The following is a 20,573-nucleotide window of genomic DNA, read 5'->3' on the forward strand; positions in this document are numbered from 1 at the left end:
AAATTCAGGCACCGGTCCAGATCTCATCCCGGTAGCGGGCTATGGTGGCGTCGGATGAAAAACGGCCACTGGCCGCGGTGTTACGAATACTGCAAAGGGTCCAGGCGTCCTTATTGGCATAAAGCGCCGCCGCCTGATGCTGGGCACTGAGGTAAGACTCAAAGTCGGCCGCGGTCATCCACTGGTCCCATGGGCTTTCGATGGCACTGACAATGGGGTCGAAGATGCCCGGCTCCTGCAAGCTGAAATGACCGCTGCGGATAAGTTCGATTACGCCTTCCAGTGCAACCGAATGGCGAATGTACTCATCGGGGCGATAGTGGGGTTTCAAGGCCGCCACCTCGTCGGCATTGAGGCCAAAGAGGAAGAAGTTATCCGGCCCAACGGCTTCAAGAATTTCAATATTGGCCCCATCCAGGGTGCCTATGGTGAGGGCACCGTTCATCATGAACTTCATATTGCCTGTGCCCGAAGCCTCCTTGCCTGCGGTGGAAATTTGCTCGGACAGGTCGGTGCCCGGTGCTATCACTTCCATGGCGCTGACGTTGTAGTTGGGCAAAAAGGCAAACCTCAGCCAGGGCGTCACATGGGGGTCACTGTTGACCATGTGGGCCACATTGCCCGCCAGCTTGATAATGAGTTTGGCCATGGCGTATCCGGGCGCCGCCTTGCCACCAATCAGCACGCAGCGGGGCACCATGCCGTGGGTGTCGCCGCTTAAAATACGCTGGTAGAGATGAATCACATGCAGAATGTTCAGCAGCTGGCGCTTGTATTCATGGATGCGCTTCACCTGCACATCGAACATCATGGCGGTGTCAAACTGCACATGACACTCACGCTCAACCAGGGCCGCCAGTGCCTCTTTGTTGACCGACTTCACCTCGCGCCAGGCATGGATAAAGTCAGAATCTGAGGTAAAGGCATTCAGGCTTTCCAGGCGACTTAAGTCTTCGCGCCAGGCGCTGCCAAGGCGCCGGTCAATCAGGGCCGACAAACGTGGGTTGGCATTCATCAGCCAACGCCTCGGGGTGACGCCATTGGTCTTGTTGTTGAACTTGTGTGGCCACAGCGCATGGAAGTCTTTAAAGAGTCCACGGCGCAAAAGCTCGGTGTGAAGCGCCGCTACCCCGTTTACCGAAAAGCTCGCCACTATGGCCAGATAGGCCATGCGTACCCGAGGCTCGGCGCCTTCCTCAATGATGGACATACGCGCCAGCATCTCGCCGTCTCCGGGCCAGTGGTGGGCCGCTTCATCCAGGTAACGGGCGTTGATTTCATAAATAATTTCCAGCACCCGCGGCAGCATGTGCCCCAGCATGCGCACGCTCCAGCACTCCAGGGCTTCCGGCAGCAGGGTGTGGTTGGTGTACGCCATGGTATGGCTGGTGATATGCCAGGCCTCGTCCCACTCCAGACAATACACATCGAGCAGGAGGCGCATCAGTTCGGGCACGGCAATGGCGGGATGGGTGTCATTCAGCTGAATCACATTGTGGCGATGGAAATCGGCAAAGTTGTCGCCGAAGCGGGCGCAGTGGCGGCGCAGCAAGTCCTGCAGGCTGGCGGATGACAAAAAGTACTGCTGACGCAGCCTCAGCTCCTTACCGTTTTCGCTGGCGTCGTTGGGATAGAGCACCATGGTGATCTGTTCGGCCAGATTTTTCCGGGCCACCGCCTCGGCATAGTCACCCTGATTGAATTCTTCCAAATCAAAATCATCGGTGGCCTCGGCCTTCCACAGCCTCAGGGTATTGATGCGGCCATTGCGATAACCAGGCACCGGCATATCGTGGGGCACGGCCACCACGTCCTGGGTACCGACCCACTGCATATGACGACGGCCGTCCCTGTCCACATAGGACTGGGTATGACCAAAGAAAGGCACCATCACCGCCTGTCCGTGCAAACGCACCTCCCAGGGGTTGCCTTCTTTGAGCCAGCGGTCCGGTCTTTCTATTTGATAGCCATCGACAATTTTTTGGGCAAACATGCCGTACTCGTAGCGGATGCCATATCCGGTGGCGGCAATGTCCATACTGGCGCAGGAATCGAGAAAACAGGCCGCAAGACGCCCAAGACCACCGTTACCCAGCCCGGCATCATGCTCCTCGGACTCGAGATCCTCCAGGGTCACGCTGTAGGGCAGCAACGCCTTGCGGGCATCATCGCTTATCCCCAGACTCAAAAGCGCATTCCCCAGGGTTCGACCCATCAGGAACTCCAGCGACAAATAAGCCACCTGACGTTGCTGACCAGCGGCATCCCGTTTGCGGGTTTCACGCCAGCTGTCCAGCAGCTGTTCCTTAACGCCATGGGCCAGTGCATGAAACAAATCCTGATGGCGGGACTCTTCCCGGCACAGGTTGTATCTCAGCTGCCGCTCGAGACAGGCCGGCAGTGCATCGCAGGGTTCACAGGGCTGGGGTCTGCCGGTATCCGTTTCGGGTCCGGCCGCTTTCAGTCGTTTGGTCGCCATGGTGTGGTCTCCGTTATTGAGTGCCGGGGTCGGCATCCCTGTGTCCGTGAAAAATCCAGATACTGACGCCGGGTAGCGTCAGGGTGTCGCCCGCCTCTATCCGCGCCGGCATATCGCTGTTACCGCACAGGCTGTGCAATTGCTCCCACACGGCAAACAGGGGCAGACTGATGTCCACCGCCGACTGACTGGGGTTTATCAAAATCAGTAACAGCTCCGAGCCCCGCAGAGGATGATGCTCACCCAGCGCAGCGATAAGCGGGCCGCAGCGATGCCAGTCGGTGCCCGCCATGGGCAGGCCGGACTCGTTGAACCAGGCCAGAAACGGACCCTTGCGGCCATCGTCCGGGTTATTGCCATGGATATAACGGGTGGCCGCGAGCAGCGGCAGCTTCCGCCGGATATGGATAAGCCCGGCCACAAAGTCGATGAGCTCAGTGTCGGCGCTTTCCCAATCAATCCAGGTGAGTGCATTGTCCTGACAGTAGGCATTGTTGTTGCCCTGCTGGGTTTGCCACAGCTCATCTCCGGCCCGCAGCATGGGTATCCCAAAGGAGAAAAACAGGGTAACGAGCATCGCCCTGGCCTTGTGTTTTCGGGCCGCCACCAGCTCGGTGGCCTCTCCTTCCACGCCGAAGTTGTGGCTCAGGTTTTCCTGATGGCCATCGCGATTGTCTTCACCGTTGGCAAGGTTGTGGCGCTGCTCGTAACTCAGCAGATCCCTCAGGGTGAAACCATCGTGACTGGCGATAAAATTGACACTGGCCCAGGGACCACGGAAGGAGGGCTCGAAGAGATCCGCCGAGCCATGAAAACGCCGGGCAAATTCACCCAGAATTTGCTCATCGCCACGCCAGAGTCTGCGCATGGCATCGCGATACTTATCATTCCACTCGGCAAAGGCGGCGGGGAAGTCGCCGAGGCGATAACCACCGGGGCCCACATCCCAGGGCTCGGCGATAAGCTTGAGGTGTTTAAGCACAGGGTCCTGCCCGAGCGCGGCAAAAAAGCCACTGTGGGTATCAAAGCCATGGGGCATACGGCCCAGACAGGCGGCCAAATCGAAGCGAAATCCGTCGACTCCGCCGACCAAAGCCCAGTACCTCAGTGAGTCCATCACCAGCTCAAGCACTCTGGGCTGCCCCAAATCCAGGGTGTTGCCGCAGCCGGTATCATTGATGTAATGGCCAGTATCGGTGAGGCGGTAATAGCAGGCATTGTCCAGCCCCTTGAAGCTGTATACCGGCCCCATGGCATTGCCTTCGGCGCTGTGGTTGTAGACCACATCCAGAATGACCTCGATACCGGCGCCATGGAGGGCATCCACCATGGCTCTGAACTCGCGGATGTCGCCATAGGCATTGTGGGGGGCGAAAAAGCCGATGCTGTTATAACCCCAATAATTGGACAGGCCTTTGGCATGTAAAAAGGGCTCATCGAAAAACTGCTGGCAGGGCATCAGCTCCAGAGCCGTGACCCCCAGCCGCTTCAGATATTGGATAACCTCAGGTGCTGCGAGGGCGGCAAAGCGGCCTCTGTGCTCTGGCTTCACCCCGGGAAAACCCATGGAAAATCCCTTCACATGAAGCTCGTAAATCACGCTCTCTTCCATGGCATAACCGGGTTTGGGATGCACAAAGGGCGGCAAGGCAGCCACATCCACCACCCTGCATCTTGGCATCAGGGTGGCATTGTCTGCCCCATCTGGAGTGGGCGCAAAATGCGGGTCCTGTGGACCGGCCGAGCCCTGAGCCGCCTGGGCAACCGCCAGCGTTGGCAAACCATCAATCGCCAGGGCATAGGGGTCCAGGAGCAATTTAGCCGGGTCAAACCTGTGACCAGCCGCCGGCGCCCAGGGACCATCGGCGCGGTAACCATAGGCCTGCCCCTCGCCAATGCCATCCAGAGTCAGTGACCAAAAATCACCACGGCGCTTCATGGGATAGGAAAACTCCCGCCCCTCTTCATCGAATAGGCACAGGAACACAGCGCTGGCATGGCGACTGAACACCCCGAAGTGCGCCTTGCTGACGCCATCTTCGTTAAAGAGCCAAACCCCGCATTGCCGGTGCAAATCGCTCATAGGCCGGGATCCTCAGCTTTGGTTTTTGCCGCGTTGGACGGTGCTTTGGCCACCGACTTGGCACTGGGCTTAGTGCTGGGCGTAGTGCTGGGCTTAGTGCTGGGCTTAGTGCTGGGCTTGGTGCCGGACTTAGCTTTGGCAGGCGCGTTATCAGTGGTAGAAGCCTTTGCCTTGGTTACTGGCTTGGTCTGGGTTACTGGCTTGGTCTTGGTTCCTGGCTTGGCCTTGATTAAGGCCGGGGCGGTTGAGGCCGGGGCTTTTTTTACGGGTAGCGCTTTGTCGGCTGAAGACTCAGACGAAATCGCGGGCGATTTATCCCGGCTGAGCCCCAGCACCAGGCAGCCCAGGGGAGGAATGGTGACAAGAGCACTTTGAGCCTTGCCGCCAGCGGGCTCAGGGGTGCATACAATCACGCCGCCGTTGCCCTGGTTGCAGCCGCCGTAGCAGCTGGCATCGCTGTTAAGCAGCTCGCGCCAGTCACCCTCGCAGGGCAATCCCAGGCGATATCCCTGGTGCAGCTGGGGCGTCATGTTCACCACAAATACCAGGGCATCATCGCCCTCACCCCGGACAAAGGCATAAATCCCCTGCTCGGCATTGTCGCAATCCAGCCAGCAGAAGCGGGACAGGTCGTGATCCGTTTGCCCAAGTACGGTGTGGCGCTGATAGAGACGATTGAGATCAGCCAGCCACAGGCTCAGCCCCTGATGGGGAGCGTACTGCAACAGGTGCCAGTCGAGGCTCTTGTCGTGGTTCCACTCGTCCCGCTGACCAAACTCGCCCCCCATAAACAGCAGCTTCTTGCCGGGGAAACCCCACATATACCCGTAATAGGCACGCAGGGTGGCAAATTTCTGCCAGTCATCGCCGGGGATTTTCGACAGCAGCGATGCCTTGCCGTGGACCACCTCATCATGGCTTAACGACAAGATAAACTGCTCGCTGTGGGCATACATGATGCCGAAGGTGAGTTGATGGTGATGCCAGCGGCGATGAATTGGATCTTTGCCAAGATAGGCCAGGGTGTCATTCATCCACCCCATGTTCCACTTAAAACCAAACCCCAATCCGCCCTCGCTGACAGGGCGACACACGCCATCCCAGGCGGTGGATTCCTCGGCAATCATCACGATACCGGGAAACTCGCCGTACAGACGGCTGTTTATCAGCTTGAGGCATTCAATGGCCTCATGGTTTTCCCGACCGCCATCGGCGTTGGGCAGCCACTCGCCTTCGCTGCGGCTGTAGTCGAGATACAACATGGAAGAGACCGCATCCAGGCGCAGCCCATCGATATGAAAATCCCGCAGCCAGACGGTGGCGGCCGATAACAGGAAACTCTGCACCTCGGCGCGGCCGTAGTTGAAAATCAGGGTATCCCAGTCAGGGTGACGGCCACGGCGGGGGTCCTGATGTTCATACAGGCAGGTGCCATCAAAGCGTGCCAGTCCATGGGCATCCGCCGGGAAGTGGGCAATAACCCAATCCATCAGGACACCGATACCGGCACGGTGACAGGCATCAATCAGGTATTTCAGGTCGTCGCTGCTGCCAAATCGCTGTGTGGGGGCAAACAGCCCCACCGGCTGATAGCCCCAGGAGCCATCGAAGGGGAATTCCGACAAGGGCATCAGCTCTATGTGCGTAAAGCCCAGTGACTTCACGTAGGGCACCAGTTCATCGGCAAGCTCACGGTAGGTGAGCCAGGTGTCACCAGCCTCACCTTTACGGCGCCACGAGCCAAGGTGCAGCTCGTAAATGGACATGGCCTGGCGATGCCAGTCTTTATTCCGTGCCTGCATCCAGTCCTGATCCTGCCAGACAAAGGATGACTGGGGAGCGACTCTGGATGCGTTATTGGGGGCCGCTTCCATGGTTTTGGCGAAGGGGTCTGACTTAATCAGCAGCTCACCATCGGCGGTCATTATTTCGAATTTGTAGTGGGCATGGGCATGCACGCCGGGAATAAAGATGTCCCACACACCGCTGGCAGGATGAAAGCGCATCACATGGACACGGCCATCCCAGTGGTTGAAATCCCCTACCACAGACACCCGGCTGGCGTTGGGCGCCCATACGCCAAAAAGCACCCCGGCCACACCCTCCACCTCTCTGGGATTGGCGCCCAAAAAGTCCTGGGCGTAAAGCTGACGCCCCTCACCAAACAGGTAGAGGTCGTAGTCGCTCAGCAGGCTGTCAAAGCCATAGGGGTCGTACACATCTTCCACATGGCTTGGGTAGGCTACCCGCAGCAGATACGCAAAGGGCTTGACCCTGCGCCCCATCACCCCGGCAAACATGCCCTCCCGGGCCTCAGCGCTGAGACTGGCGACCTTTTTACCGTCTTTGGCACTGAGCACCTCTACCGCCAGTGCCCCCGGCAGAAAACAGCGCACCACCAGCTGGTTATTGTCGGCGTGCATACCCAGCAAGGAGAAGACATCCACATACTGGCCACGGGCCAGTGCGCGGGCGGCATCTTCACTGATGAGGGTTGAGTCTTGGCTCTGGACGCTGGTCATGGGGTTCTCCAAGTCTGGTTTCATATCAAATCCGGTTATCAGGCTTCAGTTTTGGCGCTCTCTGTCATCGGCAGATGCCATGGCTTCGCCTATGACAGACGGGCCTGGGCGCCCACCTTGAGGCTGACTGCGCCCGGCGCGAATCGCTTCCAGTCGCGCTCTGAACTCGCGGCTTTGCCAAAGGCTCTCCAATGACTGACTCATGCGTGCACGCCAATTGGGGTACTCAAAACTGGTGCCGGGAATATTGATGGGCTGGGATTCAAGGGCCAGATCCCAAAGGCTGACAGAAAACAATTTGGCGCGGCTGCCGGGCAGCCAGTTGAGTAAGGCATCAAAAACCGCCGTCCCCTGACGAATACTGTCGGTGGCGTTACCTGCCGATGTAGTGCCTGCCGATATATTGCCCGCTGGCGCTGGCAGTAATGCATCACAGGGCTGCCAGGTCAGGGCCTCCCGGCGCAGCCATCCGGCTTCCACCAGGCTTTCGAGCAAACCCCGGCACTGTGCGACTCTGCTCAAGTGCGCCTCTTCCACAGACGGCAAAAGCCCAAGCTGATTGAGTAAGCCGAGATCAATGCCGCGCCACCAGGCCATGAATGGCGGCACATCCTGATTGCCAAGCTGCAACATGGCACCGGCTCTGTGCTCCCGAGGCGCGGAAAATCCGCTGCCATCCCGGCAAAAGTAAAATACGTCGTTCCCGAGAATGCCCCGCTCCCGCAGCAAGCCCTTGAGCAGCGGCGGCACTGTGCCGAGATCCTCCCCAATCAGGAGGCAGCGGTTTTTGTGGCTCTCAAGGCACAAGACCGCCAGCATCAGTTCCTGGGGATAGTAGAGGTAACAACCGTTGTCATCGCCTTCTGGCCAGCACCACAACCGGGTCAGGGCCATCACATGGTCGATTCTGAGCGCGCCACAGCTTTGCATGTTGCTTCGATAAAGGGATTTAAGATGGCTTAAGGCCGAGTCTTTCAACGCCACAGGGTCCATCGGCGGCATGCCCCAGTTTTGCCCCTGACGGGCGAAGGGGTCCGGTGGCGCCCCGATATCGGCATTAAGGCAAAATACGCCACTGCGGCTCACTTCACTGCCGATAGCCAGGGCGCCCACGGCCAAATCCCTCACCAAACCAAGAGACATGCCCACCTGACGGCAGCGAAGCTGACACAGCGACAACTGCTCATCGGCCACAAACTGCAGCCAGGCATGAAACTCGTCCCGTTGCAGCGCTTCTGCCAGCGCTGGGTCCCGATGCCATTCCCCCTCCAGGCTTAATGCCCTTTGGCTTACATCACGGCAAAAATCCTTCAGCGCCGTGCCGCCCTCGGCCACGAAACGTTCGAAGCGCACTCGCCGCCCGCTGAATTCATCCAGCTTTCCAAAAGCAGCGAACAACTTTGCCAGCGCCCGATACTTCAGCAGCGCAAGTTTGGGGTAATCAATCTGGCTTGCCTGGTTGAGAATAAGGCGTTCCCGGCGCCAGTCGCCGCCATTGAACTCCTGCGCCAATTGGCTGTATTCGGTCACCAAGTCGATGGCGATATAGAGTGGATTGAGAAAGCGCCTGTCCCAGGGGCTGTAGGGGCTTGCGAGTCCGGGGTTGGCAATGTCCGGGGCATGCAAGGGCGTCAGGGTGATAAAATCGCACCCGACTTCTGAGGAGAGTTCTATCAGGGTTTGCAGGTCGGCCAGGTCACCGATGCCCCACTGCCGCTGGCTTCTCAGGGTAAACAGGCTTATCCCCAGGCCCCAGGGACGCTTGCCAAGGCCCGGTGGGCCACCGTAGGCCTGCTCGGGGATAATCAGCAAGGCTCCCTTTCCCTGGCCGAGGACAGGGTGGGACAGCTGCAGCTGAAACTCCCCCATGGCCAGCGTTGGCAGGGAATAGCGACAGCGAAGGTATCTGCCATCGGGCCTTTGATAATCACCGGTCGTCTCGGCATCCCTTGCCAAAAGCGTCAGCGTTACACGCTCCCCCTGCTCTGAAATCAGGGTTAATTCCATGTCTTGCTTCAGGTTTTCAGGCAGCTGGCATTCAACTGACGGACGGGTTTCAAAACACCATTGCAGCGGCAGCAGCAACTTAGTCCAAGGGAGGCTGTCGAGGGTGTCCACCCTGGCGGCTATTTCGGCCCCGTCGGGGGACTGTTCGAGGCCCATCAGGGATTTGAGCATTGCCAACCGAGCGGATTCGGGTATGGCTTGTTCTCGGCCATCGCAGTCGATGAACCTGTCTCCCACACCTTGCAGATAAAAGAGCTTTTCCAATCCCATCTGCCACACTCCGTCCAGACCATAGAGGTTACTGAGCAGACAGCATGCCAGTCGATTGCTTCACTTTGGTTTCAGCAAAATGAACTTAAAAATGATTCACTTGGCGCAGATTTGAAACGCAGTGCGAGAGATTGCAGCCCATTGATGCACAACAAAAAGCACCAACAAGGTGCAGCTTGCACAAAAGTTGTTCAGTCAGGCTGCAGGTAAAAGCGCCCCGGAAACGACATTTTCGCAACAGACTGTTATCTGGTTACAACTTTTGAACTCATTTACCACTATCGGGGCGTGAAGGTGGGCTGAAATCACACTTCGCCCCCATTCTGACTGATATCGTTAATAGAAGAAGAAATTCAATTTCAGCTTAACGAGGTAGATATTATGGCTGCGAAATTTTTTATCCCTTCTGTTAACGTGCTCGGCCAGGGCGCCGTAGACGAGGCCATCGGTGACATAGTCACCCTGGGTTTTAAACAGGCCCTGATAGTCACAGATAAACCTTTGGTACAGATAGGTATTGCCGGTGAACTGGTGGAAAAACTCGGTGAGCGCGGTATTACCGCCGTCGTGTTCGATGGTGTACAACCCAACCCCACAACAGCCAACGTGGAGGCGGGCCTTGCACTGCTCAACGCCCATGGCTGTGACTTTGTGATTTCCCTCGGCGGCGGCTCGCCCCACGACTGCGCCAAGGGCATCGCCCTGGTCGCCACCAATGGCGGCAGCATCAAAGACTACGAAGGCGTCGATAAGTCCGCCAAGCCACAGTTGCCCCTGGTTGCCATCAATACTACCGCCGGCACCGCCAGTGAAATGACCCGCTTTTGCATCATCACCGACGAGGCTCGCCATATTAAAATGGCCATCGTCGACAAGCACACCACCCCCATTCTGTCGGTGAACGATCCTGAGTTGATGGTGAAAAAGCCAGCTGCCTTGACCGCGGCCACCGGGATGGATGCCCTGACCCACGCCGTTGAGGCTTATGTGTCTGTTGCCGCCAATCCCATCACAGATGCCTGCGCCATCAAGGCCATCGAGCTTATTCAGCAATACCTTGAGCGGGCGGTGAAACAGGGGCAGGACCTACAGGCCCGCGAGCAAATGGCCTATGCCCAGTTCCTCGCCGGTATGGCCTTTAACAACGCCAGCCTGGGTTATGTGCACGCTATGGCCCACCAGCTCGGTGGCTTCTACGACCTGCCCCACGGTGTCTGTAACGCCCTGTTGCTGCCATACGTGCAGGAATACAACGCGGCGGTGGCGGCGGCACGTTTGAAAGATGTCGCCAAAGCCATGGGTGTTGCCGTAGACGGGCTTGATGACCAAGAAGGTGCCAAGGCCGCCATTAGTGCCATCAAGGCGCTGTCCAAGGCGGTAAACATCCCGGAGAATCTGACTGTGCTTGGCGTAAAAGAAGAGGATATTCCGTTACTGGCCGACAACGCCCTCAAAGATGCCTGCGGATTTACCAACCCCAAACAGGCCACCCATGAGGAAATCTGTCAGATTTTCTGTAACGCACTTTAATCTTCCCTGACGAGAGTCAACACCAGGCCCCCGAGTTCTTCACCGGGGGCCTTTTTGTTGGTATGGCAGTATTCGAGCCCTGGAGGCGCTGTCTCGCATGGGCTTGCTCAATGATGGTGTCCTGACGTTTATTACGTTGTTGGAAGATGCATCCGTACCTTGATGTCCCCCGTTATCGCATGCATGCGCCAAAGCTTGGGATCTTGCTCGCAAAGCCAGACAAATCCCCTTATCAGAGACTGGCAGAGTACAATGTTTTAACAGCTTTCAGGTTACAGCCTGCTACAAATGTCTTACAATTCGCTTGTTCGCTTATTCCCTGCAAAGAACAGGCAAACACAGGCCCGGCACTATGTCGGGCCATTTTTTTATACCTTGTTTTTGCCTTCTGGTAGGCGATAAAAGCAGCAAGTGACCACAAACTGAGATCCCGCACCCTTTCTTAGCCGCTAATGCCGTGCTACAAAAAAGGAAAGTTACATTGTCGCTGCCGCTTCAAGTGCACCGACAGCAGTAACCCCTCTCCCAGCGCAAATAAGGCAGGAAAGCTATGACAGCCATTACTCACGTATACAACTACACGGTCCGCTGCCCCCACTATCAGGATCCCCAGCATGAAGTGAGCTGGAAGAATCATATCGAGCTGAACCACTCCAGTGAAATCGCCTTGAAACGCATCACCAAATGGCACAGTGAGTCCGGCGAGCTGGCATTTGAAGACCAAGGCTTTGTGGTGCGTAAAGCCAGCGACGAAATGGCGTATTTTTCAGTGCAAAGCTCCAGACTGAAAAACGATGGCCATGCGCTGGTCACCTTTAAGCTGTTTTTGGATGAATGCTGCGATGAGGCCGATCCGAAAGACATAGTCGAGCATTTGATAGGCGACTATCAGCAACGTCTGGACAAACTCTGACTCTGATGGGCGCCGAACGGGTTTCGGCGCCTCCTCCCTACATCCCTCGTTGACTCTTTTCTCTCGTTTACACCGCCATTCCCCGTCTTCATTACGCCCTTATCCCCCAGCAATATGGGCAGCATTACCGAATTCAAGACTGAAAAACCCCGCCAAAAACGTAATGGATTTGTTATCGACTTTTGTCATTGAAGTATGTCAGGATTGGCTTCAACCAGCTTGGTTCCGATATGAATTACGGAGTCAGGCAGGTCAAACACAAGCAAAAGTTAAGAAAAATAAAGCCCATCATGGGCATCCGGCCCACTGCCGGAAATAAGAATTATAAAGTTCAGGATGTAAAAATATGACCTCTCAGAAACAGCCCAGCCTGGTGGATGCGCTCATCCCCGTTGTGGCCTTGATTTCCATGCTCGCCGCCGCCGTCTACTTTTTCTCCTCAGACAGCTCCTATGGCGCAAACCAGATCGCACTGATAATTGCTGCCTGTCTCGCCATGGTGGTGGGCATTAAAAATGGCCATTGCTGGAAAGACATCGAAGCAGGCATGGTACACAGCATAGGTGTTGCCACACCGGCCTTGCTTATTCTGTTCAGCGTCGGCTCTCTCATCGGCGCCTGGATCCTCTCCGGTACTGTGCCCGCCATGATTTACTACGGTATGCAGGTGCTGAGTCCCGATTACTTTTATGCCGCCAGCTGTCTGCTGTGTGCCCTTGTAGCCCTGTCCATCGGCAGCTCCTGGACGGTGGCCGGCACCCTGGGTATTGCCCTTATCGGGATTGCCCAGGCCGTGGGCCTCAGCCTCGAAATCACAGCCGGCGCCATCATCAGCGGTGCTTACTTCGGTGACAAGATGTCCCCCATGTCGGACACAACCAATCTCGCACCGGCTGTCGCCGGTACAGATATTTTCAGCCACATTCGCCATATGACCTGGACCACGATCCCAAGTATTCTGCTGGCGCTGCTGATTTTTCTGGTGATTGGTTTGTCGGGCGACACTGCCGGTGCAGACACCAATCTCGATGCAACCCTGACGCTATTGTCGGATGAGTTCCATATCGGCCCACATTTGCTGCTGCCGTTGGCAGTGGTCATCTATCTTGCCTACCGCAAGATGCCCGCCTTTCCCACCGTGATTTTGGGTACCCTTGCCGGTGTGTTCTGCGCTGCGGTGTTCCAGTTCGATGGCGTGGTGAAGCTGGCAAATGACACCAGTCTGAGCAGTGCATTGGCATTGATCAAAGGCCTGTGGATTGCCATGTTTAATGGTTACAGCGCCAGCACCGGCAATGAAATGCTCGACGGCCTGTTAAGCCGTGGAGGCATGTCGGGCATGGTCAACACCGTTTGGCTAATTCTCGCAGCCATGGCTTTTGGCGGCGTAATGGAAGCAACCGGCTTATTGAACCGACTGCTGCAAAGTATGCTCAGAATGGTAAAAGGCTCATCCAGTTTGGTGATAACTACCCTGGGATGCGCCATCGGTGCCAACATCATCACCGGCGATCAGTTTATTGCCATCATTCTGCCCGGCCGTATGCTGAAGCTGGAGTACACCCGCCACAAGCTGGCGCCTGTTAATCTGTCGAGGGCGCTGGAAGACTCAGCCACGGTCACCAGTCCACTGGTTCCCTGGAACACCTGCGGCGCCTTTATGGCGAGCACTCTGGGTGTGGCGACCATCGCCTACCTGCCCTTCGCCTTCTTCAATCTCATCTGCCCCGTGGTAAGCGCGGGTTATGCCTACTTCCAGATAAAACTGTTACCTCTGGAGGAATCCGATATGTTGGAAAATAGCGACGAGCTTAAAGGCGCCGAAGCCTGATTATCGACAGGCTTATAAATCGACAGCAGCAAAAACGCCCTCTTAAGGGCGTTTTTTGTTTGTGCTTACCGGGAACAGGCTCTGCTGCGGGTCAGCTCCAAGCATCGATAAAGCGGCCGTAATGATAAAAGGCCCACTGCCCCACACGCCTGAGCGGCGCCAGGGGAAAAGCTGGCAATGGCGTGCCATAAAGCGGCAATGACGGCGCCGCCTTACCACTTAACATGCCCGCAAGCCGCCAGGCCGCCTGGCTGCTGAAAGATACACCTGCGCCGCAATATCCCAGGCTGTAGCCTTCGCCACCTCGGGTATACACATGGGGCATATCATCGAGGGATGCCGCCAGCCAGCCGTGCCAAGTGTGGCTTAAACCCACATCTGTCAGGGCCGGAAACGCCTTATTCATGGCCTCTTTCAAACGCGCCGGGTACACAGAATTGTCGGCGTCACGGCCCCATACGGCGCCTCGCCCACCAAAGAGCAACCGGTTTTCCGGTAACAAGCGGTAATAGTATTTAAGGATGCGGGTATCCATGGCCACCTGGCGGCTGTATAGCCCGGCCTCGGCCAGCACGGCTTCAGACAGGGGCTCAGTCACTATCACGTTGCTCAAAATGGGCAAAAAGCGCCCCGTGAGAGTCTCGGTCAAACCGGGCTGAGTATAGGCATTGCCAGCAAACACCATGGCATTGGCGTCAATGCGCCCCGCTTCAGTCTCCAGGCTGAAACCTTTGGCAGTGCGCACACTGGCAAGCACGGTACTTTGCTCAAAGATTTGTACGCCAGCTTCTCGGGCCAGACGGGCATAGCCCTGCAGCAATTTCAGCGGATTCAGGCCAAATCCATCGGCGAGACGCAGCGCGCCATAGGACTGATGGTGATTGAGATAATCAATTCTCAGTCTCGCCGGGCAGATAAATTCGGCGCCCTGCCCCATGTGGCGGGCAATAAAATCGGCCCCGGCCTGCAGTGTTTTCATGGCCTTGGGGCTATGGGCAATTTTAAGATACCCCTTTTCCTGCGGATTACAGTCTATCTTGCCATCCTGGATAAGCCCTTCCACCCGGGCAACCGCCTCGGAGAACTCCTGATAAATCCCCTTTGCCGTGTCCAAATCCCACCGCTTGGCCATTTGACCATACCCCAGGCGACCCGAGCCCTTAAGTACAAAGCCACCATTACGGGCGCTGGCCCCAAATCCAATTCGGTTGGCTTCGAGTAAGGTGACCTGCCTGCCATATTCGGTCGCCAGATAATAGGCGGTGAGCAGTCCTGTGAAACCGCCGCCAATCACTATCACATCGGTTTGGAGGTGTCCCTGTAGCCTTGGTGACTCAGGTAAGGGTTCAGTGGTGCCGGACCAAAAAGTGGACGGCAAGGCTTGCTGCGCCGCATTGGTGCTGATTAATGGGTCGTACAATTAAGACTCCTGAAAAACCAATAACATCTCGCACGCCGTGCAATGGCAATCGTTGCCACACAGGGTACACAGGTAATCCGGATTATCGTGGGATTGATTCCAGCGGTCGGGATGCGCCTTAATAAGCCTGCCCCCCGCCTTGGAGAAGTAACGCACCGCCGCGTTATGGGGGCTTTCCTGCCATAAATGAGCAATACCGCCAAGCGCCCCCTGGGCCTTCACAGCATCGACGGCATGTTGCAGCAAGATGCCGCCAAGCCCTTTACCTCTGGCCTCAGGGGCCAGGGTATTGGATTTGAAATAACAGACTTTGTCTGGGGTTATGCCCCAGAGTGATGGTGAGCACCAGCGGTCGGGTTGCCACTGTCCGGCTGCCAGGGTAAGGCGAAAACCGAGAAGGCCGTTTTGGTCCAGCGCCACAAAGCTTGCGTTGATGCCAGCCTTTATCCCTGCGTGCCACAGGGTTTGCAGGTGGGGTAAATCGAGATAGCCGTCGCCGTGAACGGCTTCGCCAAGGGCCAATACGGCGTCAAAGTCCTCTGGCTGCATCTGGCGGATAATCACTTGGGAGTGGGGCTTGGTCATGATTGGATGTCGTTGCCTGATGGCATCTTGTTATTGTTTTGTGAACAATAACACAGGCGTGCCCAATTAGGCACCGGTGACTTTTCAAGGAAAGCCGCCTGCTGCTATAGTGGGCGCCATCAACCAAGGAGCAACCATGAAAGCCTTACTCGTATTGACGGCAATTGCCCTGCTGGGTGGCTGCGCAGAACTGAAAGACGCTGGCCGGACCGTTGGCCACACCACCAAAGAAGTGACCCGCGAAATAGGTCACGCCACCCGTGATGCCACCAAGGCTGTTGGCCATGCCTCCCGCGATGCAGTCAACTCAGTGAAAGAAGAGTTGAAAGAAGAGAACTGATCAGGCCGCTGCCGCCCGCATCCCATGGGGTGCGGGCAATCCCTTCTCATTCACGTGCACAAACACCAGCTTTTCCACCGTCACCACAGGCAACTGGGAAACCTTGTTGCGCACCATCGCCCTTACCGCGATGGAACTGTGACCCACACTGATAAGCTCAAAGCCAAACTCCAACACATCACCGGCTCTGGCCGGAGTGATGAAATTGATTTCAGCGATAATTTTGGTCACGTGCCTGTCGCTCTTCATCTGACAGGCAGCAAAGATTGCCGCTTCTTCATCGAGCCAGCTGAGCAGTTGGCCGCCAAAGAGCGTATTGGCAGGATTCAGGTGATCGGGTTTAACCAAACGACGGCTTAGGAATTTCATGGGGCGTCCTCCGTGATAGTGGGCCCCATGACTAAAGCAACCTCTAAGCCAATATTTTAAATCTTATATTTCAATAAATTAAAAAAACCGGCTGTTCTAAAACGCTGATTTTTGCACCAGCAATGCGCGTCATGCACATTAAAAGCGCAATCAGAGTGCGCTTTTCAGCGCCGCCACGAAGGCCAGCACAGCATCGCGACTGATGTCATTGTGGGTGACCAGACGCAAATTTTTGGCAGGGCTGATAATAAAGCCCAGGCTCGCCAACTCGGCAGCAACATGCTTGATGTCGATATGCTCGGCAACCCTGGCAAACACCATATTGGTCTGGATTGAAGCCGTGTTGACCTCAAAACCATCAATCATGGACAATTCACGGCCAAGGAGCGCGGCATTGTCGTGATCTTCGGCCAACCTTTGCCACTGAGACTCCAGCGCAATGATGCCCGCAGCAGCCAGAATCCCCGCCTGGCGCATGCCGCCGCCCAGCATTTTGCGCCAGCGACGCGCCTTTTTAATCAGTCTGTCATCCCCCAGCAGCAAAGAGCCCACTGGCGCGCACAGGCCCTTGGACAGACACAGGGAAACAGAATCAAAGTGCCCGGCAATCTCGGCCATTGGCTTGTTCAGCGCCACCGCTGCGTTGGCAAGGCGGGCACCATCGAGGTGGATCTTAAGGCCACGGTTAAAGGCCAGCGCCTGAGCATTCGCCAGATACCCCATAGGCAACACCTTGCCACCAATGGTGTTTTCCAGGCTCAGCAAGCGGGTTCGGGCATAATGTACATCATCGGGTTTGATGGCGGCCTCTATGTCGCCAAGGGCGATGGTGCCATCGGCCTGATTGAGTAGCGGCTGGGGCTGAATGCTGCCAAGCACTGCGGCGCCGCCCCCCTCAAATCGGTAGTTGTGGGCATCCTGGCCACAGATATATTCATCTCCGCGCTCACAATGGCTCATCAGCGCCAGCAGATTGGCCTGGGTACCCGAACTGGTAAAAAGTGCGGCGTCAAACCCCAGCATCTCGGCCGCCATGGCTTCGAGACGATTGACCGTAGGATCGTCGCCATACACATCGTCCCCCACCTGGGCCTGTGACATGGCCTGGCGCATCGCTGCGGTTGGCTGAGTGACTGTATCGCTTCTGAAATCTGCCTTCATGCTAATCCCCCGGGGTAGTAATACAACTGACTGGCCGATTATCCAGACCTTACCACCTGAAGGCCAGCATCTTTGTGCCATCCTCTGCTGAGACGTGCTGAAACAAGTCATTCACACATAATAAAAACTAATACTTCCAGAAAGTTAATCTTGATTGAAAAGGCCAATAATTAAGGCAGAATGCCGTTTTTATCCAAGAGATACCTTAATTGGAACAAACAGAATTTATTATGCTGCTGTGGCTCATCGGTATACTGGCCGAAGCCATGACAGGCGCCCTCGCCGCCGGACGCAAACAGATGGATCTCTTTGGGGTGGTGATCATTGGGCTGGTGACCGCCATCGGCGGCGGCACCCTGAGGGATATGCTCCTTGGCAACTATCCGTTGATTTGGATTGCCAACTGGCACTATCTGATTGCCATTGCCGCAGCCTCGCTGCTAACGGTACTTATCGCCCCACTGATGCGCTATCTTGGCCGTTTATTCCTGGCCATTGATGCCCTTGGTCTGGCGGTGTTTTCCATTACCGGTGCCCAAAAAACCCTGATGCTGGGCTACAGCCCCGTGGTCGCTGTGGCCATGGGGGTGGTGACCGGCGTCTTTGGCGGTGTGCTCAGAGACATTTTGTGCAATGAGATCCCGCTGATTTTCAGACGGGAATTTTATGCGCTGGCATCCTTACTTACCGCCAGCCTTTATGTGCTGCTGGCCCTCAGTGGTTTTGGCGGCTGGCCAAGCCTGCTGGGCTGCTTGCTGCTGGGATTCGGGCTGCGTATGTGTGCCATCCGTTACCACTGGTCGATGCCAACCTTTAACTATCAGAGTGATGCTCACCACTGAGTCCAACATAAAAAACGCCGGCTTTGCCGGCGTTTTCGTTATTGCTGACTGATGTCTTTCAAGGCCGCCAGGGCCGCATCATAGTCCGGATGATGACTGACTTCACCAACCAATTCTTTGTATCTTAGGGTGCCCTCGGCATCCACGATAAAGATACTACGGGCAAGCAGACCTCTGTCTTCTATCAAGAGCCCGTACTCTTCGGCAAAGTTACGCCAAACTGAATCTGACAGAACCTGAATATTCTCAACACCTTCAGTCTTGCAAAAACGCTTTTGCGCGAATGGCAGGTCGGTGCTCAGGGTCAGCATCACCACGGACTTGCCATCAAACTTGCCCACTTCGTCATTGAAGCGCTTGGTTTGCAATGCACACACACCGGTATCCAGGCTTGGAACAGCGCTGATAAGAACCGTTTTGCCCTTAAAATCACTTAATGCCACGGGTTTGAAAGAAGCATCAACGACACGAAACCCAGGTGCGGTTTCACCCACCTGTGGCAGGGTTCCCGACAACATCACCTGCTTGCCCCCCATAGTGACACTGTCTCTGTCCTGTGCCATACCCTGGGCAGCAACCAGGGCCAAGCCGATGCATAACGCCTTTTTGAACATTGTTTTTCTCCCTGTCATTAACCGATAGCAGAGTGTTGCAAAGTGTGGCCAATACCGCCAGCCCTCGAATAAAAAAAGCCGGCGATTGCCGGCTTTTTACCTTGCTGCAGCTTACTTGGCCGCAGGTAATTCCTTCACATGGATATCCATCTGAGGGTATGGGATACCAATGTTGTTGGCATCGAGGGCATTTTTGATCTGCTCGGTCAGTTCAAACTTGGCTGCCCAGAAATCGGCACCCTTAACCCAGGGACGCACCACAAAGTTTATAGAAGAAGCACCCAGTTCGCTCAGAGCAACGGTATACGCAGGGTCTTTCAGCACATACTGATTGTTGTCCAGAATGTCGGTCAGGACTTTCTTGGTCAGCTTGATATCGGCGTCATAGGCAACACCAATCACCATGTCTACACGGCGCGTGTCCATGGCAGAGTAGTTGGTGATGGTGCCATTCATGATGGCAGAGTTGGGCGCAACGATAACCTTGTTATCGGGGGTACGCAGCTTGGTCGAGAAAATGGTGATTTCATCCACGGTACCGGCAATGCCGGCCGCTTCGATGTAGTCACCCACGCGGCATGGGCGGAACAGCACCATAAGTACACCGGCAGCAAAGTTCGACAAAGAGCCCTGCAGTGCCAAACCCACAGCCAGACCGGCGGCACCGATAACAGCAACCAGAGAGGCTGTCTGTACACCGATTTGCCCCAGGGTGGCGATAACGGTAAAAACAAACACCACTGCCCACGCCAGGTTGGCTACAAACGAGGTTACTGTTGGGTCAACCTTGCGGTTGTTCAGCATCTTGGTGGTTAACTTCTTCACCAAATTGGAGAAGTACTTACCGACCAGGAAAATGATAATGGCAAAAATGACTTTCAGACCGTAGGTCATGATCAGTTCTGGAGCCTGATCGATTAATCCTTGGATATTATCCATGAAATTACTCCCTTAACTTAAAAACACTGTGCTATTCAACAAGTATCAAAATATCGACACGGCGGTTTTGCTGTCGGCCTATCTCGGTGTTATTGGGGGCAACGGGCATTGACTCCCCAAAGGATGCTGTCGTTATTCTCGCTTTAGGGATAGCAAAATCCATGGCGAGACTAGCTGCAACATTGTCAGCGCGTTCGGCTGACAAGCGATAATTGGCCGCTTCAGTACCTATGTCGTCGGTGTGCCCCTGAAGCAGCAACGAGACATGGTCTGTCTCGATACTCTTTGCCAACCACGCCAGCTTGGCGGCAGCTTCAAAAGGCACGAAGGCCGATCCGAAATCAAAATAGATCGACAGGATTTCGCCTTGGTGACAACTGGATGGATATGGATTCATCTGTGACGTCATCAGACACACAGGAGCAGGCGCACTGACAGGAATACTACACCCGTTGGCCTCCACTGTGTTGCCCACCGGCGTACCGGGACAGGCATCCTTGAAATCAGGTACTCCATCTCCATCTTTGTCGCTTACCGCATGCAGAGGCGAACTCAAGAGTCCCGCCAGCACACCAACGCAAAGCCAAGGGTTCATAGTGAAATCCCGGGATGTGTTAATCGTCGCCAGACATTCCGGCAGTCGGGGTTATCAACCCCAATCAACAACG

Annotated in this window: 16 protein-coding genes; 5 read left to right on the forward strand and 11 right to left on the reverse strand. The window is 55.8% G+C overall.

Annotation, left to right across the window (positions count from 1 at the left end; all coding sequences use genetic code 11):
* Positions 1-4 precede the first annotated feature (4 nt).
* The 4 genes from SAMA_RS12800 to malQ are packed head-to-tail and all read right to left on the reverse strand — an operon-like array spanning position 5 to position 9,361.
* Positions 5-2,479, reverse strand: coding sequence for a glycogen/starch/alpha-glucan phosphorylase (locus SAMA_RS12800; protein ID WP_011760562.1), 2,475 nt, complete (start codon positions 2,477-2,479; stop codon positions 5-7).
* Positions 2,480-2,492: 13 nt separating this feature from the next.
* Positions 2,493-4,562 (reverse strand): glycogen debranching protein GlgX, encoded by a 2,070-nt coding sequence (glgX, locus tag SAMA_RS12805; protein ID WP_011760563.1) that lies wholly within the window; start codon positions 4,560-4,562, stop codon positions 2,493-2,495.
* Complete coding sequence (gene glgB, locus SAMA_RS12810) at positions 4,559-7,084, reverse strand: 1,4-alpha-glucan branching protein GlgB (protein WP_011760564.1); 2,526 nt, start codon at positions 7,082-7,084, stop codon at positions 4,559-4,561. Before glgB ends, glgX begins: the two co-directional genes overlap by 4 nt.
* 45 nt (positions 7,085-7,129) lie before the next feature.
* Positions 7,130-9,361: a 4-alpha-glucanotransferase gene (gene malQ, locus SAMA_RS12815; protein WP_011760565.1), complete on the reverse strand. Its 2,232-nt coding sequence runs from the start codon at positions 9,359-9,361 to the stop codon at positions 7,130-7,132.
* A gap of 381 nt (positions 9,362-9,742) precedes the next feature.
* Between malQ and yiaY the strand changes: the two genes are divergently transcribed.
* The 3 genes from yiaY to nhaC all read left to right on the forward strand — a co-directional run bounded on the left by yiaY (position 9,743) and on the right by nhaC (position 13,635).
* Entirely contained in the window at positions 9,743-10,891 is a 1,149-nt protein-coding gene (yiaY, locus tag SAMA_RS12820; protein ID WP_011760566.1) for an L-threonine dehydrogenase, read from the forward strand.
* Positions 10,892-11,441: 550 nt separating this feature from the next.
* Complete coding sequence (locus SAMA_RS12825) at positions 11,442-11,804, forward strand: hypothetical protein (protein WP_011760567.1); 363 nt, start codon at positions 11,442-11,444, stop codon at positions 11,802-11,804.
* A 346-nt stretch (positions 11,805-12,150) separates the two neighbouring features.
* Complete coding sequence (gene nhaC, locus SAMA_RS12830; protein ID WP_011760568.1) at positions 12,151-13,635, forward strand: Na+/H+ antiporter NhaC; 1,485 nt, start codon at positions 12,151-12,153, stop codon at positions 13,633-13,635.
* Positions 13,636-13,726: 91 nt separating this feature from the next.
* On the opposite strand, the gene SAMA_RS12835 is transcribed toward nhaC, so the two are convergent.
* Both SAMA_RS12835 and SAMA_RS12840 read right to left on the reverse strand, forming a co-directional pair.
* Positions 13,727-15,055 (reverse strand): NAD(P)/FAD-dependent oxidoreductase, encoded by a 1,329-nt coding sequence (locus tag SAMA_RS12835; RefSeq protein WP_011760569.1) that lies wholly within the window; start codon positions 15,053-15,055, stop codon positions 13,727-13,729.
* Positions 15,056-15,640, reverse strand: coding sequence for a GNAT family N-acetyltransferase (locus tag SAMA_RS12840; RefSeq protein WP_011760570.1), 585 nt, complete (start codon positions 15,638-15,640; stop codon positions 15,056-15,058).
* Between the two features lie 136 nt (positions 15,641-15,776).
* Between SAMA_RS12840 and SAMA_RS12845 the strand changes: the two genes are divergently transcribed.
* A complete protein-coding gene (locus SAMA_RS12845) occupies positions 15,777-15,980 on the forward strand; it encodes a hypothetical protein (RefSeq protein ID WP_011760571.1) in 204 nt (67 codons plus the stop codon).
* Here SAMA_RS12845 and SAMA_RS12850 read toward each other — a convergent pair whose 3' ends face one another.
* Both SAMA_RS12850 and ltaE read right to left on the reverse strand, forming a co-directional pair.
* The gene (locus SAMA_RS12850) at positions 15,981-16,349 is read right to left on the reverse strand and encodes an acyl-CoA thioesterase (protein ID WP_011760572.1); all 369 of its coding nucleotides are present in this window, start codon (positions 16,347-16,349) and stop codon (positions 15,981-15,983) included.
* Positions 16,350-16,499: 150 nt separating this feature from the next.
* A complete protein-coding gene (gene ltaE / locus SAMA_RS12855; RefSeq protein WP_011760573.1) occupies positions 16,500-17,510 on the reverse strand; it encodes a low-specificity L-threonine aldolase in 1,011 nt (336 codons plus the stop codon).
* Positions 17,511-17,740: 230 nt separating this feature from the next.
* Here ltaE and SAMA_RS12860 point away from each other — a divergent pair, with 230 nt between their 5' ends.
* Positions 17,741-18,352, forward strand: a complete 612-nt coding sequence (locus SAMA_RS12860) for a trimeric intracellular cation channel family protein (RefSeq protein ID WP_011760574.1) — start codon at positions 17,741-17,743, stop codon at positions 18,350-18,352.
* Positions 18,353-18,390: 38 nt separating this feature from the next.
* Here SAMA_RS12860 and tpx read toward each other — a convergent pair whose 3' ends face one another.
* The 3 genes from tpx to SAMA_RS12875 all read right to left on the reverse strand — a co-directional run bounded on the left by tpx (position 18,391) and on the right by SAMA_RS12875 (position 20,500).
* A complete protein-coding gene (gene tpx / locus SAMA_RS12865) occupies positions 18,391-18,966 on the reverse strand; it encodes a thiol peroxidase (RefSeq protein WP_011760575.1) in 576 nt (191 codons plus the stop codon).
* Between the two features lie 111 nt (positions 18,967-19,077).
* Positions 19,078-19,905 carry a mechanosensitive ion channel family protein gene (locus SAMA_RS12870; RefSeq protein WP_011760576.1) on the reverse strand — a complete coding sequence of 276 codons (828 nt, stop codon included), beginning with the start codon at positions 19,903-19,905 and terminating at the stop codon, positions 19,078-19,080.
* A gap of 31 nt (positions 19,906-19,936) precedes the next feature.
* Positions 19,937-20,500 carry an OmpA family protein gene (locus SAMA_RS12875; RefSeq protein ID WP_011760577.1) on the reverse strand — a complete coding sequence of 188 codons (564 nt, stop codon included), beginning with the start codon at positions 20,498-20,500 and terminating at the stop codon, positions 19,937-19,939.
* Positions 20,501-20,573 lie beyond the last annotated feature (73 nt).

The organism is Shewanella amazonensis SB2B (assembly GCF_000015245.1).
GTDB classification, from domain to species: domain Bacteria; phylum Pseudomonadota; class Gammaproteobacteria; order Enterobacterales; family Shewanellaceae; genus Shewanella; species Shewanella amazonensis.

Coding starts and splice junctions, on each gene's coding strand:
- SAMA_RS12800 (WP_011760562.1), bottom strand. CDS start 2,479: ATGGCGACCAAACGACTGAAAGCGGCCGGACCCGAAACGGATACCGGC.
- glgX (WP_011760563.1), bottom strand. CDS start 4,562: ATGAGCGATTTGCACCGGCAATGCGGGGTTTGGCTCTTTAACGAAGAT.
- glgB (WP_011760564.1), bottom strand. CDS start 7,084: ATGACCAGCGTCCAGAGCCAAGACTCAACCCTCATCAGTGAAGATGCC.
- malQ (WP_011760565.1), bottom strand. CDS start 9,361: ATGGGATTGGAAAAGCTCTTTTATCTGCAAGGTGTGGGAGACAGGTTC.
- yiaY (WP_011760566.1), top strand. CDS start 9,743: ATGGCTGCGAAATTTTTTATCCCTTCTGTTAACGTGCTCGGCCAGGGC.
- SAMA_RS12825 (WP_011760567.1), top strand. CDS start 11,442: ATGACAGCCATTACTCACGTATACAACTACACGGTCCGCTGCCCCCAC.
- nhaC (WP_011760568.1), top strand. CDS start 12,151: ATGACCTCTCAGAAACAGCCCAGCCTGGTGGATGCGCTCATCCCCGTT.
- SAMA_RS12840 (WP_011760570.1), bottom strand. CDS start 15,640: ATGACCAAGCCCCACTCCCAAGTGATTATCCGCCAGATGCAGCCAGAG.
- SAMA_RS12845 (WP_011760571.1), top strand. CDS start 15,777: ATGAAAGCCTTACTCGTATTGACGGCAATTGCCCTGCTGGGTGGCTGC.
- SAMA_RS12850 (WP_011760572.1), bottom strand. CDS start 16,349: ATGAAATTCCTAAGCCGTCGTTTGGTTAAACCCGATCACCTGAATCCT.
- ltaE (WP_011760573.1), bottom strand. CDS start 17,510: ATGAAGGCAGATTTCAGAAGCGATACAGTCACTCAGCCAACCGCAGCG.
- SAMA_RS12860 (WP_011760574.1), top strand. CDS start 17,741: ATGCTGCTGTGGCTCATCGGTATACTGGCCGAAGCCATGACAGGCGCC.
- tpx (WP_011760575.1), bottom strand. CDS start 18,966: ATGTTCAAAAAGGCGTTATGCATCGGCTTGGCCCTGGTTGCTGCCCAG.
- SAMA_RS12870 (WP_011760576.1), bottom strand. CDS start 19,905: ATGGATAATATCCAAGGATTAATCGATCAGGCTCCAGAACTGATCATG.
- SAMA_RS12875 (WP_011760577.1), bottom strand. CDS start 20,500: ATGAACCCTTGGCTTTGCGTTGGTGTGCTGGCGGGACTCTTGAGTTCG.